This window comes from Sulfurospirillum sp. MES, assembly GCF_000789415.1.
Lineage (GTDB): Bacteria > Campylobacterota > Campylobacteria > Campylobacterales > Sulfurospirillaceae > Sulfurospirillum > Sulfurospirillum cavolei.
Window position 1 is genome coordinate 59,185 of sequence record NZ_JSEC01000004.1, and the last position, 16,671, is coordinate 75,855.

Below are 16,671 nucleotides of genomic sequence, written 5' to 3' on the forward strand. Positions count from 1 at the left end.
CTAATGCTTCGCTACAACCTTATTCACGATCTTTCGAACAATCGGGACAACCGTTAAAACGGCAGGAAAAGCTACAACATACGCTCTCCAAAACGCCTGAAACCATTTCATCCCAAAACCGTCGATCAAACCGACGTTAATCAACGTGATCACAAACGACATCAAAAGGGTCATAAAAAAAGATATCAAAAAAGCAAAGGTGATAAACTCATACTTTTTGGGGATCAAACGTACCTCCTACGATTTGAATTTCGTGTTTCGGGTAAGAAACGGCAATGCCTTCGTCTCGCAACGCTTGATAAATCGCCAAATTAACGTCGTATTGCGTTTTAAAATAACGCTTCGTCGGAACCCAATAACGAAGTCCGATTTCAATCGCGCCTTGCGCCAATTGCGCGATGCCGACCAAGGGTGGATGCGTTTGTGAAACGTCGGGACAAGCATTGAGCGTCGTTTGAATCAACGCAATCGCCTTAAGCGGATCGCTTTCGTACGGCAGAAACAATCGACTCTCAACAACTCGTTCCTCAAACGAATTAACCAAAATATCGCCGATCATCTTTTTATTAGGAACGCTGATGAGCTCTTCGTCTTCGTTACGAAGCATCGTATACGAGAGCTTAATCTCCTCCACCACGCCGTAAACGCCTGCAACCAAGAGCGTATCGCCGACTTTAAACGGGCGCGAAACGATCAGCAAAACACCCGCGGCATAATTAGAAACGCTTCCTTGCAACGCCAATCCGGCCGTGAGCGAAGCTGCGCCGATTGCCGCAACGAAAGGTGCGATCGAGATACCGACTTTGCCTAAGGCAATTACGATCATCGCCGTTAAAACCAATACTTTGGCGACGTTCGCTAAAAAGCGCGCCAAGGTCATATCCAAGCGATATTTCGCAAACAAACGCATCAAAAGCGCGTAAACGTATTTTGCCCCGAACCATCCGATCACGACGACGATCAGCGCACCGATAAGCTGGAAACTGTACTGCGTCAAAAACTCGATCACGACGCCGTAGACTTTTTGAAGGCTTTTAAGTTCGTGTTCCACTTCGTTCTCCTTCAGTTTATTATCTTTTGACACGCCTTTAGAGCTAAGCTCTAAACGCTACGTTAACACTGGGTTCTCTCACGCAGAGTGCCCGTGCACCTTCGGTGCTTTTTATCCGACATCTTGCAAATTTTAGGGTGAAAAGGTTTATTTCAATACCCAAAGCATAGCATACTCTCTCTTAACGTTTTTTTCGAAATGAAATGAACATATGTAAAAGGATAAAAAATATCTGAATATTTCATGCTAGAGTCAAATCGTCTGGTTTTTATTAATTAAAATAAATTATTATTCTAATCAAATAAATCTATAAAAAGGAAAAAATATGACAAAAACCGTTTACATGGACAAATACCCGATCTTTAGTTTGAGTATCGAAAAGAGCGAGTGTAAATACGATACGATCGAGGCTATTTTGGAGGCGTTAAAAGCGAAAGTCGAAGCCCATCCGATTGCAAAATTTATTGCCGTTTTTAACAATTACGAGCATACCAAAAGCCTTGAAGGGGAAATCGCTCCGGAAATTCTTGATGCTAGAAATCTTGTTTTTTGCTTTGGACAAGCGATTCCGAACTCTAAAATTCTAGCGGTTCGCCCTCGTTCCATCGGCATTTGCGAAACGAAAGAGCGTTTTATTCTCGATTTTCTCGAAGCTCCCAAAGAACAAATGCACGCAACGATGGAAAGCTGGGTCAAATCGCTGATCAACGTCGCCTGAGAACTTTAGGAGAAATCCATGCGCCTTTTATTTGCTTTGTTTGACTTCTATAAAGAGGGTTTTGCACACTTAACCCTCGGCAAAACGCTTTGGAAAATTCTCTTCGTCAAATTGTTGATTATGGCGGTCGTGTTTAAGCTTTTGTTCTTTAACACGACCTTGCACACGCGCTTTTCAAACGACGAGGAGCGGAGTGATTTTGTTTTAGAAAATCTTACGAAGGAGAGCCGATGAGTGAGCTAGCTTCGGTCGATTGGAGTCGCGCTCAGTTTGCGTTGACGGCGATTTACCATTTTTTATTTGTTCCTTTAACGTTGGGATTGAGTTTTATCATTGCGATTATGGAGACGATTTACGTTACCACAAAAGAGAGTGCGTGGAAGAAGATCACGCAATTTTGGATGGGTCTTTTTGCCATCAACTTTGCCATCGGCGTCGCTACGGGATTGATTATGGAATTTGAGTTCGGGACGAACTGGGCAAATTATGCATGGTTTGTCGGCGATATTTTCGGCGCACCTTTAGCAATCGAGGGCATTTTGGCGTTTTTCATGGAATCAACCTTTTTTGCCGTGATGTTTTTCGGCTGGAATAAAGTCGGTCCCAAATTTCACCTTCTCTCAACATGGCTTGTCGCCGTAGGCTCCAATCTTTCGGCTTTTTGGATCTTAGTCGCCAACGGTTGGATGCAGTATCCGATCGGTATGCATTTTAATCCCGCCGCTGCGCGTAACGAGATGGCAAATTTTTTCGACGTCGTTTTTTCTCCCGTCGCTATCGCCAAATTTTTGCATACCGTTGCTAGCGGTTACGTCATCGGCGCGCTTTTCGTTATCGGAATTTCGGCATGGTTTTTACTCAAAAACCGCGACGTGCTTTTTGCCAAACGCTCTTTGGTCGTAGGCGCGTCTTTTGGACTTTTAACCTCTCTTTTTTTAACGATTAGCGGAGATGAGAGTGCATACCAAGTCGCACAACACCAACCGGTCAAACTGGCGGCAATGGAAGGATTGTATCAAGGAGAGTCGCGTGCGGGGATTATCGCGTTTGGCATTTTAAATCCCGATAAACGCCTCGGAGACGATGCACACGAATTTTTAGGCGATATCGAACTGCCTTACATGTTATCGTTACTCGGACATCGAAACGTCGACGCTTTCGTTCCCGGATTGGAAGATTTGGTCTACGGCAATGCGGCACACGGACTCCCCTCGGCTCAAGAACGCATCGATAGCGGGAAGATCGCACTTCATGCTTTAAGCGATTTTAGAACCGCCAAAGCACAAAACGATACGGAGGCGATGAAGACGCACGAAGCGATTTTACAAGCACATATGAAAGATTTCGGTTACGGGTATTTTGAAAAACCCGAACAAATCGTACCGCCGATCGCCCTTTCGTTTTACAGTTTTCACATCATGGTTTCTCTTGGCATGTGGTTTATCGTCCTTTTTGCATTAACGCTTTTCTTGACGCTCAAACGCGACGTTCAAACCCAAAAACCGCTTCTTTACGCCGCTCTTTGGAGCATCCCTTTAGGCTATATTGCCGCCGAGGCGGGTTGGATCGTCGCCGAAGTCGGCAGACAACCATGGGCGATTCAAGATCTGATGCCCACGCACATTGCCGCGACGCATTTAGGAAGCGGAAATATCGCGCTTTCGTTTAGCTTATTTGCACTTTTGTTTACGGCGTTGCTGATTGCCGAAATTAAAATTATGCTGAAGCAAATCGCTATCGGTCCTAACGGAGGTCACTGATGTTTGAAACGCTCTCGTATATCCACCTCCAACAATTATGGTGGATGATTCTTAGTCTCTTAGGCGGCATTTTTGCCTTTTTACTCTTTATTCAAGGCGGTCAAACCTTGTTGTTTAGCCTTCCGCAAAACGAAACCGAAAAGAGCATGCTCGTCAACTCTTTAGGACGTAAATGGGAGCTGGGCTTTACGACGCTCGTTCTTTTCGGCGGTGCGATTTTTGCGGCATTTCCGCTGTTTTACGCCACGAGTTTCGGAGGCGCCTACTGGGTTTGGCTTGCGATTTTGTTTTGTTTCATCGTCCAAGCCGTCAGTTACGAATACCGCAAAAAGCCCCATAATTTTTTAGGGCAAAAAACCTACGAGGTATTTTTATACCTCAACGGTTCGCTCGGCGTAATACTCATAGGCGTTGCGTTAAGCACGCTTTTTAGCGGGGCGTCGTTCCGTCTCGACGAAAATTTCTTCGTCCGGTGGGAAGGCTCGTTTCGGGGTCTTGAAGCCCTGTTCGTACCGCAAAATTATCTTTTGGCATTTGCCCTTTTCTTTTTAGCAAGGTTGTGTGCCGGACTTTACTTTTTAAGCAATATCGCGTCTCAAACCTTACATGTAAGAATTCAATCGATGCTTTTGCGCAATACGCTTTTCTTTTTGCCTTTCTTTCTCGGATTTTTAGCATGGCTTTTTCTCAAAGACGGTTACGGCTACGACGACAACAGCGTCGTATTCATCGTCGCTTTCAAATATTTCGACAACCTTCTTGCGATGCCGCTTGTCGCTTTGATGCTCGTACTCGGCGTTAGCTTCGTGCTCGTCGCGCTTTATCTTGGAATCGCCAAAGCGCATCGGCAAGCGATTAAGCTTATGGGAACGGGTATCGTCCTTGCCGTTACGTCCGTTTTCTTACTCGCGGGATTAAACCAAACGGCATTTTATCCCTCGCTCTCGTCGCTTCAAAGTTCATTGACGATCCAAAACGCCAGCGGCAGTTTTTATACGCTCGTTGCGATGAGTTACGTTGCACTTTTGATCCCTTTCGTCTTATCTTACATCGCTTACGCATGGTACGCAATGGATCGAAAACACATCGACGAAGCCGAAATGACCGATCCGGCGTCGCATCATTATTAAGGAGAAAGTATGGACTATACCGCATCGATTCTATGGCTTATCGCATGGCCGATCGTCATTTTTGCCGCTTACCGTTTTGTTCGTTTTAATTTGAAGCACCTCAAATAGCCAATAAAGAAGCATCGCTTAGATGCTTCTTTCAACTTTTTCGAGATTATTTTTTAAACCATATCTTACATCAAGCATTCACGTGCTACTATCCGACCTATGAATCCTTATTTTTTAATACGATGCTCATGAGCATCCTCCATTCCCTTATTTTTTTCGGTGCGCCTCGGTCGGAAATCGACTCAAACGATTTAAACGATCGCATCAATCTTGAACGCGCCAAAATCTATTTCAGCCATACCAAGATCAGCCTTTTATCGCTTTTTCTCGGCCTTATTATCGGCGTCGTTTTACTCGACTTTTTTAAGGTTTCATGGACCTTAATTACGCTCTGGTCGCTGGCACTTAGCACACTCGGCATCGTGCTGTTTCACTATGAACAACAGGTTCACGCTGTGACGTTAACTCCTCAAAACGTCGGTATCTTGATCGCGAAGCGTTTGGGCATTAGCTTTGGTATCGCATTGGTTTGGGGTCTGTTTATTCCCTTAATGCCCGAATCCTCCAAATTGGCGTACACGCTTTCGTATATCGCGATGTCGACTTTCGTGCATATCGGGTTTTTAAGTTTTAGCCTGATTCCCATGCAGTTTTGCATCAATTTTTTAGGCGTGCTTTTGCCCTTTGAAGCCACGTTAGTCAGCGAATATTTCAAAACCGACGACCCGTTTTTTGCGATCTTGGCGGCCATTTTTATGCTGTGCGAAGGGGTTTTATTTCTCAAAGCACTCGTCAACGCTAAAACCGCCGTACGCGTTATCGTCTTAAACGAAAAACTCAAAGACGAAATTCTTGCATCCGCCGAAGCCAAAAAACGCATCGAATACCTCGCATACCACGACCACCTCACCGGCGTATGGAATCGACGCTACATCGAAAACTTCATCGATGCTTTACGAAAAGAGCGTCGCACGTTCGGTATTATTTTGCTCGATATGAATTATTTTAAAGAGATCAACGATACGTACGGACACGCGTTCGGCGACGAACTCTTGATCGGTTTTGTTCAAACGATGCAACCTACGTTACCGAAATCTGCGTGCTTGGGACGTTTGGGAGGCGACGAGTTTATCGTCGTTCTGAGAGAGTGCCATAGCTATACGGTGCTTGAAGAGACGATGCTCACGCTTAAAGCCCTTTTGAAAAAAGTCTACACGATCAACGCCGTCGAAATCACAAGCAGCACCAGCGTCGGAGCGGCATTATACCCGATCGACGCCAACGACGTCGAAGCCCTCATCCGCCTTGCCGACGAGCGCATGTACGCCGATAAACACAAGGATCACCGTGTTTTTAACCCTTAAGCGAGGCATTATTACGCTGAACGCTCAACCGCGAAAATCGGCAAGATCAAAAGGAAAACCGTACCCTTCAGGCTTGAATTCATAGGGATTTTCGGAAGTTTGCTTTTGAAGTTGTTCGAACATATCAGAGATCGTTTGAGTATTGTTACGCGTAGCGTCGAGTAAAGACTCCGTGCTTATTTTTAAGGAATCTTGGCGCATCTGTGCACGTAATGTTTCTTCATCCTCGCGAGAAATCGTTTTATAAAGCCCGAAATCGTAATTTTGTAGCTTGGTATCATCGTTCAAATCCGCATACTTTTCTAACAAATCTTGATGAAATTTGTTCATATCGCGCAAAACGTTTTTGCGGTAATTTTGTCCGAATTTATCAAGCAATCCTTCTTCCAACGTCACTTTCCCGTCAAGGTTCGTATCCATCATAAGCGTATGTTCCAACTCTTTTTCAATACTGTTTTCAAACGCGACGTATTGGGCAGAAGCGGCACTACTTTTTCCGTTTTGTTGCTCGCTTGCCTCGGTATCTACAAAAAGACTATGAGCGTCAGGCGTCAAATCTAAAGCACGATAATGAGCTCCCGATCCAAGTGAGATCTTCACCAATTTTTTGCCGATATAATCGTAGTTCGTCTGGCGTTCAAATCCAATCGTCAACGTTTTAGCTTCATCCTTTTCGATCAACCCGTTTCCGTCGGTATCGGACGCAGCATAATTACGATCTATCGCGATATTGTGCAACCATCCTGCGACAAATGCTTCCGCTTCTCCATTGAGGCGTAAAACGCCCTCACTGCGCTCGAAAAAGTTGTTCTCTCCGTCAAATTTTTCTTTCAATCTTTCGACATTGGCTTTTGAAAGTTCAAGCGTCATATACGCATTTTTGTTTTCGGGATCGCGGATCACTACGGTACGGTTAGGTTCGTTTTTCTTACTGTCGGAATAGCTCACGTACGTCAGTTTTGATGTATCGACGACCAATTGTTCATTTTTGAGCTCGGCAAGAGAAAGTTTGTGGGAAGAAAATGCTACCGAAGCGTAAATTTCGCCTTCGGTTGATATTTCGGTCGGTAGTTTTTTGAGTGCTTCCAATTCTCGCATACTGAGCTTTACTCTAGGAGTTTTGTATGTTTCCGTTTGTGAGAGAGAAGAGGAAATCGTGAGGCTCACAAATACTCCTTTAGAAAATCTTTTTCTAATATCGACCGATCGAAAAAGTTAATGAGCCTCAATTGTAGCGGCATACATCTTTTTAGCGATTAATACCATTGGGCGTTTTTCATGCTCTCATAATTTTTGCACCCCGCTTCGTCACCTAAACTGCATGCTTGTTGAAACAGTTGGTACGCTTTTTTTTCATTGACGTTGATGCCTTTTCCGCTTAAATACATCATCCCAAGATTCGTACATGTCGATGCGTCGTTTGCGTCGCACGCTTTTTGATAATACAAAACCGCATACGCGTCGTTGCCGTCTTGTTCGTACAAGGTACCCAAATGTGCGCAACTTTTCGCATCGGCGGCTTCGCAGGCTTTGTCGTAATAGTCCACGGCTTTTTGCATATTTTCGTCGGTACCGACACCGTTTTCGTACAATTTCGCCACGCTCGCGCATGCGCTCATGTCGCCCATTTCGCAGGCTTTGGCATACAAATCGAGTGCTTTAGCGGGATGAATTCCGGCATGGCCGTTTTCGTACATGTAAGCAAGGTGCGTACACCCTTCGGCAAGTTCAAGCTGGCATGCTTTGGTGTAAAGCTCTCTTGCTTTGGGGAAATTTTGATGGACGCCGTCGCCCACATGGTACATCGCGCCTAACGCCAAGCAAGCTTTCGCGTCGTTTTGATCGCACAAGTTTTGAAAATAACTCTCTCGGTTGAAGTCTAAAGCAAACAGTGCGGAAGCTAAAAAGCACATCGCTATCCATGGTTTCATCCTCTTCTCCTTGCCTTCATTTGGATTATTATATTACAATACTTTTATGAATAATCCTACCCAAACCCTCACCGTGCATTATGCAAAAGCACCTTTTTTCCAAATACGCCAAACGCTGCATAGCGACCGAGCTTACGAATCCCACGCTCACTCAAGCCTCTCGATCGGCTACATGTTAGAAGGGAAAACCCGCTTTAGGCTTCCGCAAGGAGCGTTTTTACTGCAAAAAGGAGCCCTTGCACTGATCGAACCGCATACGCAACATGCGTGCAATCCGATAGAGCACACCCGACGTAGCTACGTGATGGTCTATTTCGACGCCGCATTTTGCCTCAAAATCCAATCCGAACTTTTCGGCCCAACCCAAACCCTACTTCCGCTTCGCACACCCTTAGTGTTTCATCAACGCTTATGCGAAACGTTTGAACGTCTGATCGATTCGCTCCTAAAGAGCTATACGACACTTCATGTGCATGCGCTCGAAGTATGGCTTCGAGAATTTTTATGGCTCTACAGCGAACCCGATTTCCCCAACGAAACGCCCTCTTCGATGCGTGAAATTGCCCGCTTTTTAGAAAGTCGCATCGACGAGCCTTTAAGCCTTTCAAACCTCGCGCAACGTTTCGGGTACAACCCTTTTGTTCTGTTGCGTCGTTTCAAAGCCTCTTACGGTTGTACGCCCAAGCACTACGGACTCGATCAACGTATCGAACACGCCAAAGAGTTGTTGCAAAAAGGCGTTTCGATCGCGATGTGCGCGCAATACTGCGGCTTTAGCGATCAAAGCCATTTTCACCGCTTTTTCAAACGCCGTACCGCACTGACGCCCAAAGAGTATCAGGTCAATTTCGTACAATAATATTTGACGGGTTTTTTTTATACTTACATGTAAAAAAGGAACCCTATGTTCGAACCGCAATTTTTTACCCTCACCTCTCTTTATTTTTTAGCACTTCTCAGTCCGGGACAAGACTTTTTTCTCATCGTCAAACACGCTTTAGCGCACGGGTATCGCAAAGCGTGGTGGAGTTGCTTGGGTATCGCCTCCGGCAATGCTTTTTACATCGCACTTGCCTATATCGGGCATGAATTTTTAAGCACGTACCCGACGCTACTTCGCTTCGTCGAAACGGGCGGTGCTATTTTTTTAGGCTACCTTGGATGCCTCTTACTGTTCGCGCCCGCACCCGCACTCGATCGTAAAACGCGCTTCAACGTCACAATGGCTTTCAAACTTTTTGTCCAAGGAGTCTTGTCGGCACTGCTCAATCCCAAAAATATTCTCTTTTATTTCTCGTTGCTTTTTACGATTATCAAGCCCGAAACGTCTTTACATGTCAAGCTTTTTTACGCGGTATGGATGACGGCGATGTTAGTGGCGTGGGACATGAGCGTTGCGGTATTTTTCGCCCATGCCAAGCAGTCTCGCTTCTTTGCGTACCTGCATATTGTGCAAAAAATCATCGGAGCGGTGCTAATCGCTTTTAGCGTTTGGCACCTTTACCGAGATTTCATTGCTTTCACGATAGGGTAAATATTTTTGTAGATTTGCAAAAACGCTATTGATAGCGCAACGCCTCGATCGGCTCTAAATTCGCCGCTTTTCGCGCGGGATAAAATCCAAAAAAGACGCCCACGCAGGTTGCCACCAAAAAGGAGATGACGATCGAGCTTTGCGTAATCACGACGCTGATAGGGAAAAAGGCACCCACCCCGTACGCTCCGCCGATTCCGACGCACACGCCGATCAAACACCCGATAATGGAGATCATCAAGGCTTCAAGCAAAAATTGAAGCAAAATATTGCGCTGTTTGGCTCCAATTGCGATACGAATACCGATCTCGCGCGTTCGCTCCGTCACGGAAACCAGCATAATGTTCATAATGCCGATACCGCCGACCAGCAACGAAATTGAAGCGATCGCCGCCAACATCAACGACATCGCTTTGGTCGTCTCTGCGGCGGTATTGGCAAGTGCGGTTAAGTTGCGAATCGTAAAATCGTCCTCGGCGTTAGGTCGCAATTTATGATTTTCGCGCAACAAGACTTGCATCTCCTCTTCGGCTTTATCCATCACGCTCTCCGAAACCGCTTCCACCATAATAAAACGCACAACGCCTTTAAACTGACTTCCGAATAACTTGGTTTGCGCCGTCGTAATCGGAACCATCACCGTATCGTCTTGGTCGCGCCCGTCCAAACTCTGTCCTTTGGGAGCAAGCACGCCCAAAACGATATACGGACTGTTTTTGATACGAATCGTTTTCCCGACGGGATTTTCGTCGCCGAACAGATTGGTCGCGACGGTTTTACCGAGTACCGCGACACGCGTCGCACTTCTGACGTCCGAGTCGGAAAAGACGCTTCCCTCTTCGCTCGGCCAATCCCGTACCTCGAAAAACGCCGGCGTCGTTCCGGAAACTTGCGTATTCCAGTTGGAAGACTGATACACCAGCTGCGCCGTACCCGGAACGACCGGAGCGGCGGCTTTAATACCGGAAAGCTCCTCGATCGCACTTGCGTCGTTCATCTTCAAGGTTTGAACCCCGCCGCTTCCGATACGAACGCCTCCGGATGTCATCGAACCTGCCAAAACGATAAACAAGTTGCTTCCCATCGATGCAATCGACTCTTTGACTTTTGCTTGCGTTCCGGCTCCGATGGAAGACATCAAAATAACCGCCCCTACGCCGATGACCATACCGAGCATCGTTAAAAACGTCCGCAAACGGTTGGCACTCATCGCACTCCATGCCTCTTGCAACATCATAAAAATCATACGAGACTCGCTTGAAAATGTTCGGTCAATCCGTCGTGTTGAATGCGTCCGTCGACAAAATTGACCAAACGCTTGGAATACGCGGCAATATCCGGTTCGTGCGTAACCAAAACGATCGTAATTTTTTCTTGATCGTTGAGTTTGCAAAACAGATCCATAATCTCTTGACTGGTTTTCGTATCCAGATTTCCCGTCGGCTCATCCGCTAAAATCAATTTCGGACGATTGATCAGTGCGCGTGCAATAGCGACGCGTTGCTGTTGACCGCCTGAAATCTGATTGGGAAGATAGGTTGCGTACGCTTCGAGCCCCACGCTTTTGAGCACTTCAAGTGCGCGTACTTTGCGCTCTTTAGCACCAATACCGGCGTACACTAAAGGCAAAGCGACGTTATCGATCAAATTTTTACGTGCTAAGAGGTTAAAGCCTTGAAACACAAAACCGATGACATGATTGCGAAGCGACGCAAGTGCATCTTTATCCAAGGTCGTCGTATCCGTTTCGTTAAGAAAATAGTTTCCAGACGTTGCCTTATCCAAGCATCCCAAAATATTCATAAACGTCGATTTTCCCGAACCGGAAGGTCCCATAATCGCCACAAATTCGCCGCTTTGAATCGTAATATCGACACCTTTTAGCACACAGACTTCGCCAGCATCGGTATGATAATTTTTCGTTAACGCTTCGATACGAATGACTTCAGCCATTAAAACGGCCTTCCCATCGGCGGTGTTGCGACCTTTTTTGCCGAAGCGTCTTTGACCTCTTCCACGATAATTTGATCGCCTGCGTGAAGCTCATCGCTAATAATCTCGCTCAAACGATTATCCGTAATGCCGACTTTAACCTCGATAGGCTTCGGTAACCCGTTCTCTAACATGTACACCGTAGAAGTCTTTTTCTCTTTTTTATCTTTATGTTGCGTTAAAGCCGTTCCTTTAGCATCCGTGCCGATCGGTTTGGGTTTAAGGCTCGTCGGTTTATAGCGTAACGCCGCGTTGGGAACCAAAAGAGCGTTTTGACGTTGTGCCAATACGACGTTCACGTATGCCGTCATACCGGGTGCTAAAATTTCTTCGGGATTTTCAACGGTCACGACGACGTCGTAGGTCACGACGTTAGAGGTTGTCGTCGCATTAAGGCGTACTTGCTTGACCGTACCTTGAAAGATGCGATCGGGAAAAGCATCGACCGAAAAATTGACGCTTTGACCTTCTTTAATCCGCCCGATGTCCGCTTCGGCAAAGCTGGAGTCGATTTGCATTTGCCTTAAATCTTGAGCAATTTTAAAAAGCGTCGGAGCTTGTAAGCTTGCCGCAACGGTTTGCCCGACATCGATTTGACGGTCGATCACGACACCCGAAACCGGCGATTTAATGACGGTATACGCTAAATTCGTCGCATCTTTTTGGCGTTGCGCCGTGGCTAAATCCACGGCGGCACGTGCGGCCTTTTGCGCTTGGATCGAGCCATCGAGTTCTTGTTTGGAGATATACGCCTGTGCGAACAATTCACGCATGCGTTTTAAGTTGGCATCGGCAAGTTCTAAGGAAGCTTGCGCACTTTTTAAATTCGCATCGCTTTGCGCCAATTGCGCCTCAAACAGTGCCGGATCCAATTCGGCAAGGACTTGCCCCTCTTTAACGCGATCGTTGAAATCGGCATATAAACGAATGATTTTCCCCGAGACTTGCGATCCTACCGTAACGAGAACCAAAGGGTTAAGCGTGCCGTTGGCAGAGACCGTTTGCGTCAAATCGCCTTGCGTAATCGTTTGAAACTTGTATTTCGCTTCTACGGGAATATCGTGAAAGCGTTGCCACCACATGTAAGCACCGATCGTTACTCCGATGAGAAGGAGAAAAAACGTCCATCGGTTCCAGAGGTATTTTTTCATTCGTTTTCTCCTTTAATCGCTGACAAATTTAAGACGCCGATCGCTTTGGCAAGCGTTGCTTTTTCGATATACCAATTGTACAAAGCCTGAATGTACTCTTGCTTGGCGTTGGCAAGCGCACTTTGAGCACTTAAAAGATCCAAAATAGAGCCCACGCCCGCTTTGTAACGCCCTAACGCGACGTTGTGCGAGGCTTCGGCACTGATGAGCGTATCTTGACTTGCTTGAATCGTTTGCGTCTCGCTTACAAGCGTTTGATACGTTTGATAAACGTTCAAAGCAACGTCTTGGCGTGTTTTTTCGTATTGCGCTTTACTCAAAAGCAATTGCTCTTTCGCGGCTTGGACTTTATATTTGGTAGCGTATCCCGTAAAAATAGGAATCGTAACGTACAGCCCGATCGTCGATACGCGTGAATCTTGATCGCTGATTTTTGAATCGGTATGTCCGATCGAAGAGCTGAGCGAAAAATAAGGCTTCCCGTCGGCTTTAGCGGCTTTAACGTCGGCTTCCTTGGCTTTAATCGTTGCCTCGGCGGCTAAAAGATCGGGGTGTTTTATTTGTGCTTCGTCCATCATAGCATGGACGTTTTTCTCAAAATCGTGCGTCGGAGGATTCATAGAGGGTTCAAACAACGCAACGCTCGTATCGGGAGCGAACCCTAAAACCGATGCCAATGTTCCCTGCGCGCTTCGAAGGTTGCCTTCGGCTTTAATACGCGTCAATACCGCTTGCGAATACGCCGTTTTTGCCTGCAACATATCCGCTTGTGTTGCCGTTCCGACGCGAAGTCGAACTTCGGAGGCACTCAAACTCTCTTTGGCATAACGTTCCGCTTCAACGGCCGCGTCCAAAGAAGCTTTAGAGCCAAAAAGCGAATAATAGGCCTGCAACGCTTCTAAAAAAACCGCCTGAACGGTACCGTCGTTTGAGGCGGCGGCGGCATTTAAAAGTTGTTGTGCGCTTTGCTCGTTAGCATCGCGTTTTCCAAAATCGTACAGTAAATACGAAAGTTCCAACGCCGCTTTATCGACGCGTCCCGAAGAGTATTTTTCGGAACTTTCGGTTTGAGCACTCGAACCCGTCGCATCGATCGTCGGTAAAAACGAAGATTTGGCTTGTCCGACAAGTGCGGCTTGGTACAAAAGCGACTGCCATGCAATTTGCGTTTGCGGATTGCGACACAACGCTAGATTGACGACGTCTTCAAGGGATAACGTCCGCTTGGTATCGACATTTTCACACGAAAGCACGGAAGAAGGAGGAAGTAATTTGTGAGTTTCAAAAGGATCGTTATCGCTTGCATACGCTAAGCTTACGACAAGTACGAATCCCCATCCATATAAACGCATCGGCACATCCCATACACGAATTCAATTTACGTAATTATAGCCATTGAAATGTTAATGCATTGTTTACAAAGCGATTTTATCGTATCAAGCAGGCACGGAATCTTTCTTGCATTATCAGGCATTGCTCGTATGGTACGTTTACAAGTTTAAGGACATCTTAACGAAAGAAATTTTACTATACCGTTATATTATTATTAATATAGAGTAAAATAAACCTTCTTTTCTGAACGTCTCGGGTATCCACGCTTTTAAACATTCACCCTTTACGTGCGCAAGATCAAAAGAGGCGATCAACCATGATTCGATTGTTATGCGTTATATATAAAAATACATAAGTTAGGGGTTCTTTGTAATGAAAAAACAGGTACAAGCAGCATTCGTGCTGAGCCTTGTCGCCGCATGTACGCTTCACGGAGAAGATTCGTACACGCTAGGAGAAGTCGTCGCGACGGGAAAGACGGGAAGTGCTACGGCATTTGAAACGCAAAGTAAAGAGAATATAAATTCTCAGGGTTACAATAAAGACGCCATCGAGCTTTACAGCGGACCGATCGGTATGTCCTCACTCAAAGTCGTCGGTATGTCGCCCTCGGTCGATTATCAACCGGCAGAAGTCTTCGGATCGAACGAGACATCGTTCCACGATCCTTTACGTATCCGCGGTAAAAGCCAATCGGGTCCCGGCGGCGTTTACATGTTAGAATCGCTTCCGATCAGCGGAAATCCGGGCGGCGGGAAAACGATGTTCGATTTGGAAAATATCGCATGGATCGATTTGTACAAAGGCTACATGCCCGCCGATAAAAGTCTTGGTTTTTCAAACCTCATCGGAAAAGTCGATATGATCGTCGAGCGACCGAAAAAAGAGATGGAAACGACGGTTTCTCAAACGGTGGGTTCGGATAACGCTTTACGCACCTTTTTACGCTTTGATACGGGTCAAATGGGTGACGTTTCGGCTTTTGGATCGGTTTCTAAAACCACAGGCGACAAATGGAAAGGCGAAGGCGATCTGGATCGAACCAATGTTATGTTGGGTATGACCTATACGCCAAACGACAATTTCAAAAGCGAGCTCTTTTTCGTTCATAGCGAAGACGATCACCATAACTACTATAGTCTTTCTTACGCTGAAGCAAAAAATCTTGACATGTACTCTAAAAAAGATTGGAATACCGCATATCCGACAACGAAAAATGCGAACTATTACGATTGGAACCGACAATCTTTCACCGATGATGTCGTAACCGCCAACTTCGAATACCGCTTTGCCAACGACTCTGTTTTAAGCTTCAAACCGTATTATTCAAAAGATAAAGGCGAATATTGGTTTACCAATACTCCGACAAGCCCTACAACCTCACCCGTTACGCAATGGCTAATCGATCACGAACGTTACGGAGCGGTTTTAGCGTACGAAATACCGATTATTGAAGAGATGGTGATGAAAATCGGTTACTGGTACGGGAAACAAGACTTACCCGGACCCCCGACGAGTCGTAGAGTCTACGGCGTAACATCAACGGGAGCACTCAAATACAACGGCTGGGGAATGCTAGCCGAAGAGTCTTCTCACAAATTTAGCTCACCGTTTGTACAACTAAGCGGCGATATTAACGACTTTAGTTACGCTTTCGGATTACGCTATCTTGACTTCACCTTGGCAAAAATCAATAGCCATAGTGCCAATGCAACCGGTTCGACGATCAGCTCCGATTACGATACGGCATTGGGACAAGTCGCACTGGATCCGTGGTCGAGCGTCGCTGCTAAAACCTTTACCGAATGGCTACCGAGTGCGTATTTAGGCTATAAACTCACGCCTAATACTGAAATCTATTTTGATTACGGCAGAAGCTACGGATACGACGTAAACCTCTTCCCTTCGTATATCTCCGGACGCGCGACGTATGTCGGGAAACACGTTACGCTTCAACAATTATGGGATAAACAAGAGTTAGAGATCTCGGATAACTTCGACATCGGGCTTAAGTATAAAGTAGGCGACATCGTCTTGGCACCAAATCTTTTTTATACCAAAGTTTCCGGTAAACAAGCCACCGTTTACGACACGCAATACGGCGTCAAATACCCGACCAATAGCATCGATGCTGCCAGCTACGGTGCCGAGTTTGCGATTAGCGGTGCGTTGAGCGAACATTTCGACTTCTTGGCAAGTGCGTTTTACAATCGTTACTACTATACCGACGAGTTCCAAACAACGGCAACCGCTACGACGTCTATTAAAAACAATCAAGTTCCCGACGCTCCGATGCACGGACTTAAAGGTTCAATGACGTATAAAATCGGAAGTTGGAAATTTACGCCGATCGTTCGCTACACGGCAAGCAGATACGGAACGGTCGATCATACGGAAGAGATTCCCTCTTTTACGACGGTCGATTTCAACGTCGATTACAAATTACCTAAAATACAAGGGTTTAAAGAGGGTAACGTACAGTTAAATCTGGTCAATCTTTTGGACAGAGAATACATTGCGTCCATTATTACCCCGGACAATGCTCTTTCTGCCGACGGTGTAACCACCTCTTACTTAACAGGTGCGCCTTTCGGTGCTTACGTAAGCGTTACGCTTAAATTCTAAAATGCGTTCACTTTGCCTTACATGTCATGATGTTG

At 46.0% G+C, this 16,671-nt stretch carries 15 protein-coding genes and 2 pseudogenes; 8 read left to right on the top strand and 9 right to left on the bottom strand.

Features of this window, described 5'->3' with window-relative positions:
* Both OA34_RS07900 and OA34_RS07905 read right to left on the bottom strand, forming a co-directional pair.
* Nucleotides 1-162: a DUF2798 domain-containing protein gene (locus tag OA34_RS07900; RefSeq protein ID WP_502685202.1), complete on the bottom strand. Its 162-nt coding sequence runs from the start codon at nucleotides 160-162 to the stop codon at nucleotides 1-3.
* A 46-nt stretch (nucleotides 163-208) separates the two neighbouring features.
* On the bottom strand, nucleotides 209-1,051 hold the full coding sequence (locus OA34_RS07905; RefSeq protein ID WP_039674152.1) for a mechanosensitive ion channel family protein: 843 nt from the start codon (nucleotides 1,049-1,051) through the stop codon (nucleotides 209-211).
* A gap of 325 nt (nucleotides 1,052-1,376) precedes the next feature.
* Here OA34_RS07905 and OA34_RS07910 point away from each other — a divergent pair, with 325 nt between their 5' ends.
* From OA34_RS07910 to OA34_RS07930, 5 genes are all read left to right on the top strand, one after another.
* Nucleotides 1,377-1,769, top strand: a complete 393-nt coding sequence (locus OA34_RS07910; RefSeq protein WP_039674154.1) for a DUF6858 family protein — start codon at nucleotides 1,377-1,379, stop codon at nucleotides 1,767-1,769.
* Nucleotides 1,770-1,787: 18 nt separating this feature from the next.
* Nucleotides 1,788-2,003 (top strand): DUF4492 domain-containing protein, encoded by a 216-nt coding sequence (locus tag OA34_RS07915; RefSeq protein ID WP_039674156.1) that lies wholly within the window; start codon nucleotides 1,788-1,790, stop codon nucleotides 2,001-2,003.
* Nucleotides 2,000-3,529 (top strand): cytochrome ubiquinol oxidase subunit I, encoded by a 1,530-nt coding sequence (locus OA34_RS07920; protein ID WP_039674158.1) that lies wholly within the window; start codon nucleotides 2,000-2,002, stop codon nucleotides 3,527-3,529. The genes OA34_RS07915 and OA34_RS07920 overlap by 4 nt, the downstream gene beginning before the upstream one ends.
* Nucleotides 3,529-4,659 (top strand): cytochrome d ubiquinol oxidase subunit II, encoded by a 1,131-nt coding sequence (locus OA34_RS07925; RefSeq protein ID WP_039674159.1) that lies wholly within the window; start codon nucleotides 3,529-3,531, stop codon nucleotides 4,657-4,659. The genes OA34_RS07920 and OA34_RS07925 overlap by 1 nt, the downstream gene beginning before the upstream one ends.
* Before the next feature lie 236 nt (nucleotides 4,660-4,895).
* Entirely contained in the window at nucleotides 4,896-6,071 is a 1,176-nt protein-coding gene (locus tag OA34_RS07930) for a diguanylate cyclase (RefSeq protein WP_039674161.1), read from the top strand.
* 24 nt (nucleotides 6,072-6,095) lie between these two features.
* On the opposite strand, the gene OA34_RS13680 is transcribed toward OA34_RS07930, so the two are convergent.
* On the bottom strand, nucleotides 6,096-7,238 hold the full coding sequence (locus OA34_RS13680; protein WP_286682922.1) for a hypothetical protein: 1,143 nt from the start codon (nucleotides 7,236-7,238) through the stop codon (nucleotides 6,096-6,098).
* Nucleotides 7,239-7,327: 89 nt separating this feature from the next.
* Nucleotides 7,328-8,002: a tetratricopeptide repeat protein gene (locus OA34_RS07940; protein ID WP_039674163.1), complete on the bottom strand. Its 675-nt coding sequence runs from the start codon at nucleotides 8,000-8,002 to the stop codon at nucleotides 7,328-7,330.
* A gap of 46 nt (nucleotides 8,003-8,048) precedes the next feature.
* Here OA34_RS07940 and OA34_RS07945 point away from each other — a divergent pair, with 46 nt between their 5' ends.
* Together OA34_RS07945 and OA34_RS07950 are read left to right on the top strand one after the other, a co-directional pair.
* Nucleotides 8,049-8,861 (top strand): helix-turn-helix transcriptional regulator, encoded by an 813-nt coding sequence (locus tag OA34_RS07945; protein ID WP_039674165.1) that lies wholly within the window; start codon nucleotides 8,049-8,051, stop codon nucleotides 8,859-8,861.
* Nucleotides 8,862-8,906: 45 nt separating this feature from the next.
* Nucleotides 8,907-9,536: a LysE family translocator gene (locus OA34_RS07950; protein WP_286682923.1), complete on the top strand. Its 630-nt coding sequence runs from the start codon at nucleotides 8,907-8,909 to the stop codon at nucleotides 9,534-9,536.
* Nucleotides 9,537-9,561: 25 nt separating this feature from the next.
* Here OA34_RS07950 and OA34_RS13920 read toward each other — a convergent pair.
* From OA34_RS13920 to OA34_RS07970, 5 genes and pseudogenes are all read right to left on the bottom strand, one after another.
* A pseudogene (locus OA34_RS13920) lies at nucleotides 9,562-9,924 on the bottom strand (ABC transporter permease); the annotation flags it as partial.
* 138 nt (nucleotides 9,925-10,062) lie between these two features.
* Nucleotides 10,063-10,782 (bottom strand): annotated as a pseudogene (locus OA34_RS13925) (ABC transporter permease); the annotation flags it as partial.
* Entirely contained in the window at nucleotides 10,779-11,489 is a 711-nt protein-coding gene (locus OA34_RS07960; protein WP_039674168.1) for an ABC transporter ATP-binding protein, read from the bottom strand. The pseudogene OA34_RS13925 and the gene OA34_RS07960, both read right to left, overlap by 4 nt.
* Entirely contained in the window at nucleotides 11,489-12,679 is a 1,191-nt protein-coding gene (locus OA34_RS07965) for an efflux RND transporter periplasmic adaptor subunit (RefSeq protein WP_039674170.1), read from the bottom strand. The genes OA34_RS07960 and OA34_RS07965 overlap by 1 nt, the downstream gene beginning before the upstream one ends.
* A complete protein-coding gene (locus tag OA34_RS07970) occupies nucleotides 12,676-14,031 on the bottom strand; it encodes a TolC family protein (RefSeq protein WP_039674172.1) in 1,356 nt (451 codons plus the stop codon). The genes OA34_RS07965 and OA34_RS07970 overlap by 4 nt, the downstream gene beginning before the upstream one ends.
* 352 nt (nucleotides 14,032-14,383) lie before the next feature.
* Between OA34_RS07970 and OA34_RS07975 the strand changes: the two genes are divergently transcribed.
* Nucleotides 14,384-16,636: a TonB-dependent receptor gene (locus OA34_RS07975; RefSeq protein ID WP_039674174.1), complete on the top strand. Its 2,253-nt coding sequence runs from the start codon at nucleotides 14,384-14,386 to the stop codon at nucleotides 16,634-16,636.
* Nucleotides 16,637-16,671 lie beyond the last annotated feature (35 nt).